The 13,801-nt window shown below is 46.3% G+C and carries 16 protein-coding genes; all 16 read right to left on the bottom strand.

The window, feature by feature from the left end; genetic code table 11:
• The coding region (xseA, locus tag Q0C19_RS06795; RefSeq protein ID WP_295054287.1) for an exodeoxyribonuclease VII large subunit at positions 1-551 on the bottom strand (551 nt) is incomplete at its 3' end.
• Positions 552-555: 4 nt separating this feature from the next.
• A complete protein-coding gene (gene ubiE / locus Q0C19_RS06800) occupies positions 556-1,266 on the bottom strand; it encodes a bifunctional demethylmenaquinone methyltransferase/2-methoxy-6-polyprenyl-1,4-benzoquinol methylase UbiE (protein WP_295054289.1) in 711 nt (236 codons plus the stop codon).
• Positions 1,267-1,274: 8 nt separating this feature from the next.
• Positions 1,275-2,285, bottom strand: a complete 1,011-nt coding sequence (ribD, locus tag Q0C19_RS06805) for a bifunctional diaminohydroxyphosphoribosylaminopyrimidine deaminase/5-amino-6-(5-phosphoribosylamino)uracil reductase RibD (RefSeq protein ID WP_295054291.1) — start codon at positions 2,283-2,285, stop codon at positions 1,275-1,277.
• Positions 2,285-2,716 carry a ribosome maturation factor RimP gene (locus tag Q0C19_RS06810; protein WP_295054293.1) on the bottom strand — a complete coding sequence of 144 codons (432 nt, stop codon included), beginning with the start codon at positions 2,714-2,716 and terminating at the stop codon, positions 2,285-2,287. The genes ribD and Q0C19_RS06810 overlap by 1 nt, the downstream gene beginning before the upstream one ends.
• A complete protein-coding gene (rbfA, locus tag Q0C19_RS06815; protein WP_295054296.1) occupies positions 2,706-3,071 on the bottom strand; it encodes a 30S ribosome-binding factor RbfA in 366 nt (121 codons plus the stop codon). The genes Q0C19_RS06810 and rbfA overlap by 11 nt, the downstream gene beginning before the upstream one ends.
• On the bottom strand, positions 3,068-5,602 hold the full coding sequence (infB, locus tag Q0C19_RS06820; RefSeq protein ID WP_295054316.1) for a translation initiation factor IF-2: 2,535 nt from the start codon (positions 5,600-5,602) through the stop codon (positions 3,068-3,070). Before infB ends, rbfA begins: the two co-directional genes overlap by 4 nt.
• Entirely contained in the window at positions 5,595-5,849 is a 255-nt protein-coding gene (locus Q0C19_RS06825; RefSeq protein WP_366823031.1) for a DUF448 domain-containing protein, read from the bottom strand. Before Q0C19_RS06825 ends, infB begins: the two co-directional genes overlap by 8 nt.
• Positions 5,850-5,957: 108 nt before the next feature.
• Positions 5,958-6,839 carry a homoserine kinase gene (gene thrB / locus Q0C19_RS06830; RefSeq protein WP_294895168.1) on the bottom strand — a complete coding sequence of 294 codons (882 nt, stop codon included), beginning with the start codon at positions 6,837-6,839 and terminating at the stop codon, positions 5,958-5,960.
• A gap of 105 nt (positions 6,840-6,944) precedes the next feature.
• Positions 6,945-7,301 (bottom strand): hypothetical protein, encoded by a 357-nt coding sequence (locus Q0C19_RS06835; RefSeq protein ID WP_295054298.1) that lies wholly within the window; start codon positions 7,299-7,301, stop codon positions 6,945-6,947.
• Positions 7,294-8,178: a UDP-3-O-acyl-N-acetylglucosamine deacetylase gene (gene lpxC / locus Q0C19_RS06840; RefSeq protein ID WP_295054299.1), complete on the bottom strand. Its 885-nt coding sequence runs from the start codon at positions 8,176-8,178 to the stop codon at positions 7,294-7,296. Before lpxC ends, Q0C19_RS06835 begins: the two co-directional genes overlap by 8 nt.
• 49 nt (positions 8,179-8,227) lie before the next feature.
• Positions 8,228-9,598 carry a M23 family metallopeptidase gene (locus Q0C19_RS06845; protein ID WP_295054302.1) on the bottom strand — a complete coding sequence of 457 codons (1,371 nt, stop codon included), beginning with the start codon at positions 9,596-9,598 and terminating at the stop codon, positions 8,228-8,230.
• Positions 9,595-10,527: a DHH family phosphoesterase gene (locus Q0C19_RS06850; protein ID WP_295054304.1), complete on the bottom strand. Its 933-nt coding sequence runs from the start codon at positions 10,525-10,527 to the stop codon at positions 9,595-9,597. The genes Q0C19_RS06845 and Q0C19_RS06850 overlap by 4 nt, the downstream gene beginning before the upstream one ends.
• A gap of 54 nt (positions 10,528-10,581) precedes the next feature.
• Positions 10,582-11,490: a DUF302 domain-containing protein gene (locus Q0C19_RS06855; protein ID WP_295054306.1), complete on the bottom strand. Its 909-nt coding sequence runs from the start codon at positions 11,488-11,490 to the stop codon at positions 10,582-10,584.
• A 9-nt stretch (positions 11,491-11,499) separates the two neighbouring features.
• Positions 11,500-11,934, bottom strand: coding sequence for a DsrE family protein (locus Q0C19_RS06860; protein WP_295054309.1), 435 nt, complete (start codon positions 11,932-11,934; stop codon positions 11,500-11,502).
• Positions 11,931-12,839, bottom strand: coding sequence for an MBL fold metallo-hydrolase (locus Q0C19_RS06865; protein WP_295054312.1), 909 nt, complete (start codon positions 12,837-12,839; stop codon positions 11,931-11,933). The genes Q0C19_RS06860 and Q0C19_RS06865 overlap by 4 nt, the downstream gene beginning before the upstream one ends.
• 10 nt (positions 12,840-12,849) lie before the next feature.
• On the bottom strand, positions 12,850-13,801 hold a 952-nt coding region (locus tag Q0C19_RS06870), incomplete at its 5' end, for an OprD family outer membrane porin (protein ID WP_295054314.1).

The raw sequence follows: 13,801 nt of genomic DNA on the forward strand, positions 1-13,801 counted from the left end.
AGGGCATCGGCAATCTCTCCTGCCGCACGCTCTCCTTGAACCAATACATCCAATACGATCAACTTGGCCAACGGCCATCGCTGAGAGGCGACTCTTTGCATATCCTGCAATGCCGCTCCCGTTGCCGAAGTGATTAAAACAATACTTTGAGGGAATTTTGGAAAGCTTTTTTTGATTGAAGGATTAAAATATCCTTTGCCTTCCAGCTTCTGTTTAAGCTGCTCGAACGCTACCGCCAATGCACCCGCACCGTAGGGCTCGGCACTAAAGGCATTAATCTGATATTCCCCGCGTGGCTTATAAAGGCTTAGTGCCCCGTGCAGGATGATATGGGCCCCCTCTTCGAGAGAGAACTTCAGCCGGGCAGCGTTGCCCTTGAACATGACACATTTGATCGCTGATTCATTATCTTTGAGGGTGAAATAGATATGCCCGCTGCCGTGTTTGGTAACGCGGGAGAGTTCCCCCTCGACGCTGACAAATTCAAAAGAGGTTTCCAGGAGCGTCTTGATCTGCTCATTCAAAGAGGAGACACTGAGTGTAGAGGCCATAAAATTACTTTTTGCGGGCAATCATCAACGTCGAAATATCCATTGAAAAGCTTTTGGTATAGAGCATCTCAAATCCGGCTTCCTCAAGTTCACGCGCCATTTTTCCAACGGTCAAAAATCCTTCGATCGAATCGGGGAGATAGCGATACGCCTCGTAATTGTTAGAGATCAATCCGCCGATGCGGGGAAGGACATTATTCATGTACCAATCACGTACCTTTCCGAGCACTGATGGGTTTTCGTTTTTCATAAACTCTAATATAACAACCAATCCTCCCGGCTTAAGGACACGGTTAAATTCAAGAAGTCCCGCTTGGCGTTCGACAACGTTCCGAATGCCGTAAGAGATACTAACAATATCCGCGGATGTATTGTTCTTGGGTAATTCTGTTGCTGGGGCGATGTGAAACGACATCGTCGGAAATTTCTCGCGCCCGACACCGACCATCCCCTCACTCGGGTCAATTCCAACAATCTCATCGACCGCTATTCCCGCTTTATCCGCACGACGCTTCCAATATCCCATCATATCCCCTGTGCCACAGGCGACATCGACGATTGAATCAATATTTTTCGCAGAGCAATAACCAAACGCCAAATCGCACGCTTTGCGGCGCCAAAAGGTATCGACCCCCATACTGAGTACACGATTCGCACGGTCATACGTCGGAGCGATATCGTTAAACATCGATACGATTTTCTCTTGTTTGGTCATAATAGTTCCTATTTTTTCTTCATCCAAAGAATTATGTTATCGGAGATTTTAGCGCTAAGAACCTCAAAATCCTCTTGTATCGTCCCCATAGTTTGCGTTCCGCCTCCTATTTTTGGCGCAATGTAACTCAAATACCAGTCGCATACATCACGGCTTGCCTCCAGCATCGATCCACCCCCCTCAATCATAACCAAGGAATAACGATTGATACGCGCAAGTGAGGATTCAATATATACTACCCGATCGGGGACATCGAAAAGAGGAATCGTACGATCAAAGTGTGCTTCATGCGAATAGATAAGTACGTCCGGAGCTTTCCCATCGACTAATCTGGCATCCAGTCTCGGGCGATCCGCACGGACGGTATTACCCCCGATGACGATTAAATCGCACCGATCACGAAGAGCATGAACATGCTCGCGCGAAGTAGCGGAGCTGATGGTTCCGTTGTCAATCGTCCCATCCAGTCGCTGTGCCCATTTAAAAAAAACAAAAGGGTTTTTCTGCCACCGAATAAAAGGTTCCAGTAATTTTTTCCCCTCCTCTTCTTTAATCCCAAAAGTACATTCAACCCCTGAACTTTTCAAAATATCGGCTCCCCCGGCAGCATCGGGATTGGGGTCCTTACAACTGATAGAGAGAGATTTGATTCCCAAATCACGGATCAAGAGCGCGCACGATGGAGTTTTTCCGCTGTGGGAACACGGTTCCAGCGTTACCGCCATCGATACCGAAGCAAAAATTCCATTATGATGGCTACGGAGGTAATCGTGTATGCGGTGGGAATCATGACAATCAGCTATTGTGTTATCGCCGGAGAGAATCGTGTAGGCATCCCGCAGCGCGTAGACTTCGGCATGAGGTCCGCCTGCGGCTTTATGTGCGCCGACAGAGAGGATCACGCCCCGTTGGGAAACACATGCTGCACCGACGGAAGGATTGGGAAAAGTAAGTAGTTGATACTCCCACGCCGCATTAAGGGCAAGGGTCATAGCGCGGTTAGCAGTTGCGGTATTCATTACCACTCGAAGTAAGTTCTAGCCTTGCTGATGGAGCGGAAAGGGATTCTTTGTTCACCGTTTTCTTTGGTCATCAAAATGATTTCGTCGTTTTCAACGCTGATCACTTCCCCTTCAAATTTCTCTTTTGAGATGGTACTCAATAAGGCCTTTTCACCTACCGACTGAATAAAATGATCCAATGTTTTGAGTTTACGCTCAATCCCTGGGCTGCTCACTTCCAAGCGGTACTCACCGCTTACCGGTGAGGTTACGTCCAGCAAGGGGTTGATAAGATGGGTCAGTTCAGCGCATTGATTGAGTGTGACACCGCCGGGAGCGGTAACACTTACACGAAAAATCGTATTTTCATTTTCGTTGAAAACCGCTGTATCGTACAAAGACAAGCCGATCGATTCGACCATTTTTTTGATATCACTTTCAAGACTCATCTTTTTTCTCCTTGGCGATTTGGGCGAACAACGCCTCGATGTTTTGGCTTCGTTTAAGGGTATCGTCAAAGACGAAAGTCATGCGAGGACTGCGAAACCACCCTTGATCTTTCATACAATGCTCTTCAATGATAGGACGGGCTTTTTCGAGCAGTTTCATAAATACTGCTTGCTCTTGCGGCGTATAATCGTGCGGATCAAGATAGACTTTCGCATCACTGCGCCCGCGTGAACAATGGACATCGATAACATCCACTTCACGCACACGCGCATCGGAGAGCTGGGAGATCGCTTCAGGAATCAACTCTTTGAGAATTGACTCTGTACGTTTGATTTTAATTTGTGCCGGTGTCACAGGGATACTTTAGTCTCGATTTTTTTGAAGGTTTCGATCACGTCACCCACTTTGACATCGGTGTAACCGTTGAGGACAACACCACAATCCATCCCTTTACCAACCTCTTTAACATCGTCTTTAAAGCGTCGAAGAGAGGTAAGATCACCCTCATGGATAACGACACCCTCACGAATAACGCGAACCATTCCGCCGCGTACGAGTTTACCGTCAACAACCACACATCCTGCGATGGTTCCTGCACCTTTAGGCATAGGGAACGTATCACGGACTTCGGCTTGTCCCGTATTCTCTTCACGGAATTGTGGTGCCATCATACCGCCGAGCAACAATTTAACATCGTCGATCAACTGATAAATGATAGAGTAGGTTTTGATCTCTACACCCATCTGTTTTGCCATCGCATTAACATTACCCGTAGGACGTACGTTAAATCCGAGTAGCGCACAGTTTTCACTGTTGTTGACCAAGGCAATATCATTTTCGGTGATTCCACCGACACCGCTAGAGATAACTTCGACTTTTACCTCTTCGTTACGCAACTCTGCAAGAGCCGATTTAATCGCTTCGAGAGATCCGTGAACGTCGGTTTTAAGAACCACTTTAAGGGCTTTGATACGACCTTCGGCAATCAACGATGTCAGATCGTCAAACGATGCTTTGGTACTCAATGAAAGTTCGCGGTGACGATCATACTCAGCACGTTTTTGTGCTACTTCACGCGCTTCACGATCACTCTCCATCGCCATCATCACTTCACCCGATGGCGGTACGTCACTGAGTCCTACAACAACGGCTGTTTGACTCGGTCCGATTTGCTGAAGCTGTACTTTACGGTCGTTGATCAACGCTCTAACACGTCCATAAGCGCCGCCGCACACAATGTTGTCTCCAACGCGGAGAGTTCCGTTTTGAACGATAACGGTAGCAACCGGTCCACGCCCTTTCTCAAGAGTACTCTCGACAACTACCGCTTTTGCCATAACATCAGGGTTTGCTTTAAGTTCCAATACTTCGGATTGGAGCAAGATCGCTTCTAAAAGCTCATCAATACCGGTCATAGCTTTAGCCGATACGCCGACGAACTCGACATCTCCGCCCCACTCGGTAGGATTGAGACCCAGTTCGGCCATTTGCGCTTTAACCATATCCGGATTAGCTCCGGGTTTATCCATCTTGTTGACCGCAACGATTACCGGTACTTTTGCATCTTGCGCATGTTTTACCGATTCGCGTGTCTGAGGTTTAACCCCATCATCCGCCGCAACGACGATAACGATAATATCGGTAAGCTGAGCCCCGCGTGAACGCATCGCACTAAACGCTTCGTGTCCCGGAGTATCCAAGAACGTGATTAATTTACCTTTTTGCTCTACCGAGTATGCACCGATGTGCTGGGTGATTCCCCCTGCTTCTCCGTGTGCCACTTTGGCATTACGAATCGCATCAAGAAGGGATGTTTTACCATGGTCGACATGCCCCATAATAGTGATGACCGGAGGGCGTTCAACCGCGCCTTCACTGGATTCGTGCTCTTCATCGTACGCAGTTTCAAGATTAAAGGCGTCTTTCGGATCGATGGTAGTCACTTCGACACCAAACTCACTCGCCAAAATTTCAATTTCATCTTTGCCCAAAAAGTCATTTTTGGTCACCATCATTCCAAGGTCAAAAAGGACTTTAATAACCGCAGAAATACTCTGCCCTACTTTTTCGGCAAATTCATAAACACGAACGTCTTCCGCAATTTCAACATGGGTAATGACTTCGTCTTCTTTCGCATCACGTGTATATTTTTTACGCGCTTCACGAGAAACTTGTCGAGGTTTATTGCGATTGGCACCCTGCTTTTTACCCGCATTACGCCCAATCGGTTTTTTCTCTTTCGGTTTTTGTTCCTCTTCAGGCTCTACTTTTGAACCCATATCATTCAAATCCATTAATACGATTTGATTCTCTTCGTAGTCCATAGAGATATCGGAGATCCCGCCGCCGAAAATATCAAGACGAACCCCTTGATCTTTTTTCTGAACCGGAGAATTAGAGTTTTGGGCTTTTTTGGCACGCTTGGCTTCCAACTCTCGTTGCGCCTGCTCACTCAACTTTCCGTAGCTAGAGATAGAAATATTCTCTTGACGTACCGGAGCAACAAAATCCTCTTCTTGAGGACGTTTTTTCTTGACGATTTTCAATCCTGAACGCTTTGGTGCTTCCGGCTCGACTACCAATGGCTCATCCGATGGTTCATCTTTGACTTCAGCTGCCGTTACTACCGCAGGAGCACTCTCTACTTGAGGAGCTGCAACAACCGGAGTTTCTTCAGCCGGGGCAGTTTTAGGGGAAGACTTGGGCGCGCTGGCTTCAGCAGACGCCCCGCTCATGATATAGTTCATGATTTGCTCAGCTTCTTCGATCGAAACCGAACTTGAGGCAGTTTTTACATTTAGCCCCATTGCAGCTGCTTTGTCTACTACCTCTTTTGAATTGATACCAAGCTCTTTGGCAATTTCATGAACTCTAACTTTATCCATCATTAACGATGATCTCCTTTAACCGATTCATTAGCTCTACGCTAGCGCCGCTTTTGCATTGACGGGACAACTGACCCGGAGTTTTCTTGTGGTCGATACAGGATTGACACACATAAAAACTTCTCCCTACATTTGCGTAGGGTTCCAATAATCCATTTCGACATTGAAGGCGCAAAAGTTCGCCCTGCGCAAAGCGCTCACGACAAACCACGCACATGCGTATAGGCTGATGTAACTTTTGCGCCATTATATCCAATACTTTCTTTTATTTTCATTGTTTAGCGCCAAAGAGGCAAAGCCCCCTCAGCTACGTTAACCCTGTGTTCTCTTAGTCAGAGAGCCCACCCTTGGCTTTTTAGCGTTCGACAACCAAACCGTCATTATCGAAGCCTAAAATTTTCACTTCGAAATCGGTAAATTCCGATTTAAACTTATCGGCCAACATTTGAGCGTCCTGGTCGTACACCATATTAAAAAAAGTCGATCCGCTCCCCGAGAGGGTCGACATAAGCGCTCCGTTATCGTACGCCATTTTTTGGACGGCAAAAAGTTCAGGTAACATTTTCATCCGTACTTTTTGGTGAAAACGATCTTGGGTAGCCAAACGGAGCATTTCCCAATCTTCGTTAAAAAATGCCCCTACCGTCACCGCTGTGTGGGAGAGATTGAATACCGCATTCTCTTTGCTGTACGACTTGGGAAGAGTCGTGCGGGATTTAGCCGTCGAAATCGGCTTGTTCGGAATAACAACTACCGCTTTGAGATAATCGGGAAGGTGTTTTTGCTGAGAAAAAACCTTTTGTTTCTCTACCATCGCCGCATTGAATCCTCCCATTACCGCCGGAGTAATATTATCGGGATGACTTTCATATACAAGGGCATGATTGAGGATACGGCGCTTGGAGACCTTTACCCCCGCAGCCTCATGGGCGCAACTGATTGCACTCACAATGACCGCAGATGAACTGCCCAAACCGCGCGACATCGGAATTTGATTATAAAATGTAAATTTAAAATTTTGCCGTTTTTGGGTAAGACGCCGGTAATGTTCGTTAAAAATACTGACGAACAGATTATTCCCTTTTAGGCGAGGGTTGTTTTCCCCTTCCCCTTTGATGGAAACAGCAAAAAATCGCGACGGAACCAATTCTACTTGGTTACGCAGATCAACAGCAAGCCCCAATGAATCAAATCCGGGTCCTAAATTCGCACTCGTTGCGGGTACACTAACGAACAAATAATTTCCTTATCCTACGGCATCAATCCCATAATAAGGGAGATTGTCCGAATCAAATTTTTCTACGTCGATATTTTCGGGAAGGCTAAAAGCTATCAACTCGGGCTAGTCGATCGGTTCTAACTCGATTGTTGTCCTATTTTTAACAAAATAGAGCTTTCCAACTGCTTTGATGGGGCTGTTTTGGTTAAAAAAGAATGCGTCTGTGGCCAAAAGGGGGATTTTTAACGTAATACTTAACGTTTTAAGAAACAAATAGGTGACTTTGATCCCCATAAAACTTCCGGGCCCTTTGGCATAGATAAACGTTCTAAAGGAATAACGCTTCAGTAATGACTCGAAAATCTCAGCCAATACATCCGAGCTCATCCCCTCCGATCGAATCTCCTCGACCAAGATGCCCTCCTTGTAAATGCCGACAAGGATAGGTGAACTAAGGGCTATGACAAGAGCGTCATGCATACGCTTTTGCCAACTCTTTTGACTCCGCGTGTGCTAGCTCAACAATTTCATAATTTGCAGGATCTTTGAGAAGTTCCAGCGTCAATTTGTGATTGAGGTCATGGCTTCCGGCGAACGCTTCGTAATTGCCGATAAAATTCATCCCTATCAGCGACATATCACCGATGGCATCCAGGATTTTGTGGCGAACGAATTCGTCACCAAACCGAAGCCCCTCGGGATTAAGTACTTTTTTGTCATCCAGAACGACCGCATTTTCCAAACTTCCGCCCAGTGCAAGTCCTTTGGAACGGAGGTATTGTACTTCGTGAACAAAGCCGAACGTTCGTGCGCGTGCAATCTCTTTTTTGTAATTCTCTTTGGTAAACGACAAAACATAGCTTTGTTTGTCGATCACGGGATGGGAAAATTTAATCGTAAAATCGTAATTCATATCATTGGAGGGGATCAGTTTGACGTATTTGTCCCCCTCCTGAACCGTAACCTCTTTTTTGATCCGCATAATTTTTTTCGGAGTATCCTGCGGAATAACTCCCGCTTCTTCAATCAGCATACAAAAACTCATGGATGAGCCGTCCATCACGGGAATTTCATCGGCATCCACAATGACGCGGAGATTATCGATACCGTACGCATAGATCGCCGAGAGCATGTGCTCAATCGTCGAAATCGTCACCCCTTCGCGTCCGATAACGGTTGCCATTTTTGTATCGACAACGTTTGCAGGGATCAGCGGTATCGATACTCCGGCATCGCTGCGGTAGAAAATGATACCGCTGTTAACACCCAGCGGCTCAAGCCGCAGTTTAACGGGAGAACCTCGGTGCAATCCGATACCTACGAGTTCAACACTTTTACCTATCGTTGTCTGCATCATGTTCAGTGTTTCCCTCGCTCTTCTACTTATGCCGCAATTATACCGTGTTTCAGCGTTGGTTAATAATAACCTTGGCGTTATCAATGGCGCCAGTAATGTTGTCAGCTATCCATTTGCTGTCCATCCACTCCTCGGGACGAACTTCAATCCCTTGAACCAAAATACCGAAATGGAGGTGATCTCCCATCGCATAGCCGCTCAAACCTGTCTTAGCGATCTCTTGAGCCATCCCCGCGGTATCACCCTCTTGCACGTGTACTTCCGAACAATGCCCATAAAGGGTGTAGAGTCCGAATCCGTGATCGATGATAGGGAGATTCCCGTAAATTCCGTTAGGTTTGGAAAAAACAACTTTTCCGCCGTTCGATGATGTAATCGATCCCATTGCAACGCTTGCCAAATCAAGTCCCATATGATAGGCTTGAGAAATATTTTGTTGTCCTTTGTAGCTGTAAATACGGTGATCTCCGAAATCCGCTACTTTTTGACCGTTCACCAACGGATAAAACGGTACGGGATTAAATTCGGTAATCATCGTATTGGAGACTTTTGAGGTAATGTCATGGATAATTTTTTCATTATCGGCACGTACCTTTTCATTAATGATACGGAACTGCTCCAATCGGTCATCGACTCCGGCCGTCTGCTCGTAGGTATTTGCCAATTCGGCAATTTTTCCATCCAAAAACTGATCGCTAAGTTCAATATTTGAAACACGGTAGAGATGATCTTTTAAACGAAGCGGTACTGCATTTCGTGCTTCATTCCCCGCTTTATCCCGTGCAACAACCGTCGCAGAAAAGGAAGCTTCCTGTACCGGCCAAGCGACCAAAGATGCGTAATATCCCTGTTTCATAAACGGTTGCGCGATAAACGTTTTTCCAAAATTCGTTTCAACTTTCAGACTCTGCAAATTGGCGTCTTCGGCTTTGAAGATAACAATCGCCGATCCCCCTTTTTGAATTTTATACGAGTTGGCAATAATAGCGAGCACCGGACGACGCTGATCAATGATAAGTGTCATCTCTTGTTTATAGGTATTTCCCATAAATAAGCCCCATAGACTATTATCCGTTGCTTCTATTTTAAGAACGATGGACGTTGCTTCTACTCTTCGTACCCCTTTCGGCGGGAGAATATCAAAACTTTTTTTCATCTCATGCGAAGGTGTATGCTCATCAACGACAACCCACTCATCGTGAGGAGTTGAAATCGTTGCTTTAAAGGACTTCAATCCGCTCGCATCCTCAACGTTCACGTGAATAGGATCTTGAAAGTTCCAATACCCCTCTTGAGAGAGGGTCACTTTAGGATCTTCCCGTTCAAAAATCGGCGAAAATGCCATAAATCCAAGAGCACTTAACACCACTACTACTATTATCCATCCGACTATTCCCGAACCGTTACGGCCTCTTCTCACTCCAACTCCTTTGTTATCATCATCATCATATTTTGGACAAGCTCATTATGATTTTCCTGTTTTGAATGCATTCCGGCACGTTTGGCATGTCCGCCGCCGCCGAATTTTGCCATTATGGCTGCGGCATTAAGTACCCCATCCGTTCGAAGGGATAGCTTAACTTCCCCGCAAGAAAGCCGCATTATCATTAACGCAGCCTGAACGGTGCGCATACCCAATGCTTCATCCAGTATCCGTTTGCACTCGGAAACAGTGGCTCCGGTCTCTTCCATCATCGAAAGCGAAACCTCAAAAAAAGCCACTCGCCCGTCACACAAAAGCTTCATCTCTTTCAGCAGTGCACCGCGTATTCTCAGCGATGCAAGAGAGCCTCTGCCATAAAGCCAGCCGACACATACGGCATGATCCGCACCCAGTTCTATCAAAGCATGTGCCATGGCAAACGTTTTGGCACTGCACTCGGGTACGCTAAAACATTTAGAATCATCAAGCAGCCCCGCATAAAGCGCTGTCGCCATTTTACCATTGATTTTTATACCGTTGGCAACAAAATAGTCATATACAACCTCGGTCGTACTGATTGCAGAGGGATCAACCAAATTATCGGTTCCGTAAAAATCGTTACTAAGATGGTGATCTATGTTAATGAGCGGCAGCTCTTTCTCTATCCCGAGCCGACGATAACTGCCGCAATCAAAACTGATCATACAGTCGGCACTTTCGGGGAAGCGGTCGGTTATCTTGTCAAACCACGGTAAAAAGGCAAGATTTGGGTCTAGCTCGGCTGCAACACAAAACAGAGTGACTTTTTTTTGGTTTCGAAGAAGATGGGAGTAAAAAGCACACGCCGAGCCGAGCGAATCGGCATCGGGATTTTTGTGCGCTATCAAAACGATATGGTTGGCGGATTCACTGAGAGATAAAGGCATTAAAAACTCATTCAATTGCTACAAATGCCGAGATTATAACATTTAACTCCTCGATTACTCGATTACGCTTTTAAGGACTCCCTCAAAATCTTTCTGTGCCTGTACTAAAACCTCTTTAGACTCAGCATCATCCACACGGGCGCTGCTCATCCAATTATACACCCCGGGGAATCCCATCACGATCTCACCCGCATCTTTTTTCTTATAGACCATCAGTGTGCACGGAGCGAAAGCTGCCGCTTCAGGGCGGGTTTTTGCTACTGTATAAATGACTTTGAGTTTACAGATGGAGTAGGTATCGTAAAAACTAAACGGACTCTCTTCGCCGTTTTCACTCAGCATAAACTGATAGTCGGTAAAGTTGGAAAGGACGAATCCGGCCGGTTTAAGCCCCTCTTCAATCATCATCTCTGCATCGTCTTTATCGCTCTGCCAGTTTTTGATATCGGTTGCTTTCACAAAACGGCTTAGAAGTTTCCCCTCAGCAGGCAACGACGTTTTGCTCATCGTGTGCTTTGCGTTAGGGAGAACGGTGTTCAATGTTAAAAACACCTCTTTTTCGATTATAGCAAATTCAGGGGCTTTAAATCCGGCGATTTTTTTCATCGCGTCGGCGCTCAATACCGATACATGCAAATCGTTCTCCCCTTTACGCTGATAGATACCTACCCCCATCGGGACAAAGATACCGCCATCAGGATGAGATTTAACAAGAGATGCCGCCTGCTTTTTCGGAATGACCGTCATCAGGTTAAACACCGCAAAATCGCTTTGACCGAATTGTTTCGTAAACGGTCCCGTCATCTCAGTATTCGCAGAAATAACAAATCCGTTTCCTTCAAATGCTTTTTCGATCATCGTCGGAGTAATTTTTCCGTCCGTATTCGGGGTGCTAAAAAGGTGCAAGTCACCGCCGAAAAGGGATAGAAATCCCGCTAAAATCACAATTAAAAAATGTCTCATTTTTGACTCCTAAGGTTGAATGTAAAATGCGCCGTCATGCGCACGTTCTATAACTTCTGCAATACCGGCACTCACAATCTCCACATCCTCAATCAAAGAGGAAGCGGGAATTTTCTTGGTCTCCATCGTGTTACCGCAGGCAACGAATTCGACACCGTATTGCTGCAATGCACGAACACGTACGGCAATCTCTTTTTCATCTTTGAGCAGGGTACGGATACCGTGATAGTAAGCGACAATCCGAATATGGACTTTTTCCGGCCCGTAAAATTTCAAGACGTTGTTGGCCGTACTGAGTCCGTGGTTGATCGACTCGTCATCCCCGTGACTGATCCCCATGACCACTTCACGGGGATTCTCCATGGTGGGAATCGGTTCGGAAAGTTTAATATCTGCCGTTACGATTGCGGAAGACAAAAGGATCATTGATACTAAGCGTTTCATTTTTCTTCCCACTCCAACATTCGATACGCCGCTTCAACATTTCCACGATGCATCGTCTCATACATCCGCAGGGATTTGAACGGTTCCATTGTCACCGTATTAATCGTCTCCTCAATACTTTGTCCCGCGTCAATAGCCGTACGAATCTCGGTACGCATTCGGGTCAGATACTCGTACGTCATTTTCATCGCCTCTTTATCGGTACGGTATCCATGCCCTCCGACAATCGTTGTCGCGCCCCATCTATTTAATGTTTCCAATGCGTCGATCCATCCATTGATATCTCCCCCTTTAAGCGAGAGGACACGATCATTAAAAACCAGGTCTCCGGCGAAAAGGGTTTTGATTTTAGGGACAAAAACGACCAGATCTTTATCGCTGTGTGCCCGTCGCTTCATCATATGAAGCTCTATGCTCTGATTGCCTACAGTGATATTTTGATCCGATCCGATCCGTACGCCGGGCAGCGTCGGAACGGTCTTGGCATACGCTTCTGGGGAGATATGGGTTTGCATTCGTGTCGGAACATGCATGTCCGCATTGTGCTCAAAATCGTCTGAACCCAAAACCTTAACTCCCATTTGAGCAAAAAAACCGTTTCCGAGCCAATGATCGTCATGAACATGGGTATTGATAACAAGGGAAACAGGAAGCGGTTTGATTTTCTGTATCGCGTTGTATGCCGATTCGGCATACGCGTACGAAGAGCCGCTGTCGATAACAACATAGCTCGTTGACGTATCAAGATAGCAGGTGTTGAGCATATTGCCGTTATTGGTCGTATTCATCACCTCAGGCTCACCGAAAAAACAGATCACCTCAGGGGTGAGCCGTTTTGGGGTCAAAGGTAACTCATACGCGCCCGTGATCGAAACCAGAGCCAATAACGTCAATATCAATCGCATCGGTTATCCCTTAGAACAGGTAGTTAACTTCTACCCGAAGTTCATTGTTGGAAGTATCGTTGCCGATCCCCTCAGATGCACCAGCCGTTGTATTCCCAGCAATAGTACGAACAATATCGTTATTCTGAACCATATAGCGGGTTTTAAGTTCTAACCCTTTAACCGCCGGAACCGCATATTTAGCATCGATATTCCATTGGTGGGTATCACCGTTCCCGTAATAACGGTCAGTTTGCCCTTGATAGCCGACTTTGGTCGTATCGCGGTTGTAATAGCTGTAACTGACAAGGGCACTGAGCCCCTGAACAACTGCGTTAAAATCGTAATCAAACTGTGCTTTATAGGATTTAGTATTCGCATTCCAATCGGTTTGTGTCATAGAACGGGTATACCCGTCCGTCGGGAATCCGCGCCATGGAGCGATTAAATCACCGTCGCTGCCCGTATGAGAATACGCAAGTAACAATTTGGCCGGACCATAGTTAGTAACTGCACGAAGGGCATACATGTAGGTATCAACGTTATTGTCGCTATCCCCTTTAAGTTGTACTTTCGACGTTCCGCCGCTCGGTGATGTTGACGTAACGGCACCCGTTGCATACGGAGAGGTACCGTCTTTCGGAGTGATAATATCTCCCGCCCCTTTGTCAAACTGCTGCATATAGCGTGCACCCAAGGTAAGACCGACATCCCCGAATTTCAATTTATAGTTGGCTTCGAGCATTCCTTGATCGACAATATCATTCCAATGCATTCCCCACGCCTGAAGTTCAAGGGAGTCAATTGATTTGTTTTTCGCCCCCAAAACAACTACAGCGGGTGCAGAGTCATTCCCGTACAAAAGCTGATCGCTATTCGTGATATTTGCTGTTACATTATAATGGGTGCGATAATAGTTTTTAATCGCATCGGGAGTATCACCCGTATCGGCCATCGAACCGAAATAGGTCATACCGCGTTCT

It is taken from the genome of Sulfuricurvum sp., from assembly GCF_023250475.1.
In the GTDB taxonomy this organism is placed as follows: domain Bacteria; phylum Campylobacterota; class Campylobacteria; order Campylobacterales; family Sulfurimonadaceae; genus Sulfuricurvum.